The sequence below is a fragment of the Paraburkholderia sp. GAS348 genome (genome assembly GCF_050434205.1).
Classification (GTDB): Bacteria; Pseudomonadota; Gammaproteobacteria; order Burkholderiales; family Burkholderiaceae; genus Paraburkholderia.
This window is the reverse complement of the sequence record NZ_JBNPVT010000060.1, coordinates 1-2,145: the sequence shown is the minus strand read 5'-3', so window position 1 is coordinate 2,145 and position 2,145 is coordinate 1. Positions and strand designations below refer to the sequence as shown.

Annotated in this window: 1 protein-coding gene; it reads right to left on the bottom strand. The window is 60.0% G+C overall.

The window, feature by feature from the left end; genetic code table 11:
- Positions 1–1,139 precede the first annotated feature (1,139 nt).
- Positions 1,140–2,145: efflux transporter outer membrane subunit (locus tag P3T22_RS33150; RefSeq protein WP_429327276.1), on the bottom strand; the 1,006-nt coding region annotated here is incomplete at its 5' end.

The following is a 2,145-nucleotide window of genomic DNA, read 5'->3' as shown; positions in this document are numbered from 1 at the left end:
CACTGTCATCGTCGCACCCGGAAAGGAATGCTCGCGGCGCCGGCCAGGACAGGGACGTCGGCCAGCCACCATACCGCGTCAGCGGTTTAGTTCAATACCACTTATCACCATTGAAATTGACCCTTCAACCCGGGGAAGCATCGTGACGATCTGGGGCAGGTTAGGGTTCGTCTCACAGATGTAGCAGGCGCCCGGAAATGAAGGCCCGGATAGTTCAGAGCTATCATACCCTTCATTTGCGGACACTGGCCCTTATATGAACCGGATGCGCTCACACAACTAAAGTTGTTGCTACTGGTCGGGTACCCAAATGCCTCGTTAGATTGCCGCGCCCGTTCAGCGTCCTCACCGTGCAGACAGATGTATGTCGTCGCGATCGGCGTGTGGCGCAAAGTCGCCGCGAAGGTAACCGGCTCCGTAGGCTAGCGCGGGTGATGCCTGAGTATGACAGATTCAGTGTGGGCTGGCCGTGCGAAGCTTATCGGCCTCGCTCGTCGCACCCCATGAACAACTTCCCCCGCCACAAGGATGAAGCGACCCTACATGCGCCGCAGCGCAGCAGCAAAGTCGCGGAGCCGCCATCCCCGACGGCTGCGATGATTGGGGCGGCCGGCATTCAGCCCCGTGGTGTGGCAGTAGGGCTTTCCTGATCATCGCGCTGTTCCTGTCGGTGGGACAGGGCGGTCCTTAGCCGGTCAGCCTCGGAACACACGCCGATCCGCATTGACGGGAAAAGTCAGTAAGCAACCCGTTCCTGTCATTCGCGTTCTTTGCAGGCGGACATTCAGTACTTCGTTTGCATGGACTGGACAGATCCGCCGCGAGTGTGTGTTCACGCGTCAGCGATTGACTACCGAGGTGACTGTTTCCGGGCGATGTCGACAGACAAGGGGTAATCGTCCTTTTCGTGCAATTTCTGGCGGTCATCGCCCGCAGAGCCCCGTCCAGCGGGGATCTCCTGTGCTGCAACATTCCCTCGAAACACACATTTACCAAGTCTCTGATAAATAAGCGTTCTTTGACACTAGCCGCCAGAAATTGGACGAAAAGGACGATTACCCCAAATAACATCTCTTGGTTAAAGACGACCATGTGTGCTCCGCATACTTGACACACAGCGTACACGGCCCGCGAGAACCCTACTTGGTCTGCTGCTGCGTATCAGCAGCTCCGACGGTTACCGCATCACCCCATCCACCGCCCAGCGCGCGAATCAGGTTCACGGTAGCAGCCGCCTGAACGCCGGAAAGCTGGACCGCCGTCGTTTGCGACTGAAGTACCGTACGTTCGGCGTCAATCACGTCGAGATAATTGACGGCGCCGTCCTTGTACTGGGTTTGCGAAATCTCCGCGGCACGCTGCGATGCATGCACGGCCTCGTTCTCGGTCTGGGTCTGCTGCTCAAGAATCCGCAGGTCCGACAGGTTGTCCTCGACCTCCTGGAACGCCTGAAGGACCTGCTGACGGTAGTTCGCCGCGTCCTCATCGAACACCGCCCGGGCATTCGCCAGGTTTCCCTTGCGGCGGCCCCCGTCGAACATGGGCACCGTCAACGCAGTACCGGCAAGCGGGCCGAGCAGGAATGCCCGACTGGACCATTTGAAGAGGTCTCCCAGCGTCGCTGACTCGAACCCTGCATTACCCGTGATCGACAGCGACGGGAAGTAGGCTGCCCTGGCGACACCAATTCGCGCATTTGCCGCAGCCGTCGCACGCTCAGCGGCGGCAATATCGGGCCGTCGCTCGAGCAGCGCAGACGGCAACCCCGGTGGAATCCGGATCTGCACCGGTTTCAACGGGTTCGAGGCCATCGAAAACTCTGAGGGCGCCTTGCCCAGAAGAACCGCAAGGCTATGCTCGGCGGTGGCCCTCTGTCGCTGCGCTGTCATCTCATCGGAGCGCGCCGTTGCCAGCTCGGCTCGCGCCCTCGCGACGTCGAGTTCGGCAATATCGCCATTCGCGAACTTCGACTGCACAAGCTTGAGCTGCTGCTCGCGAAGCGAAACGTTCTGCGCATACACCTGCAGTTCCGCATCCAGCTCGCGGACCCTGAAATAGTTCGCGGCAACGTCCGCCTGAAGCGAAAGCTGCACCGAGCGCAGGAGCGCCTGCGATGCCTCGCTTTCTGCAGTACTCGCCTTGACC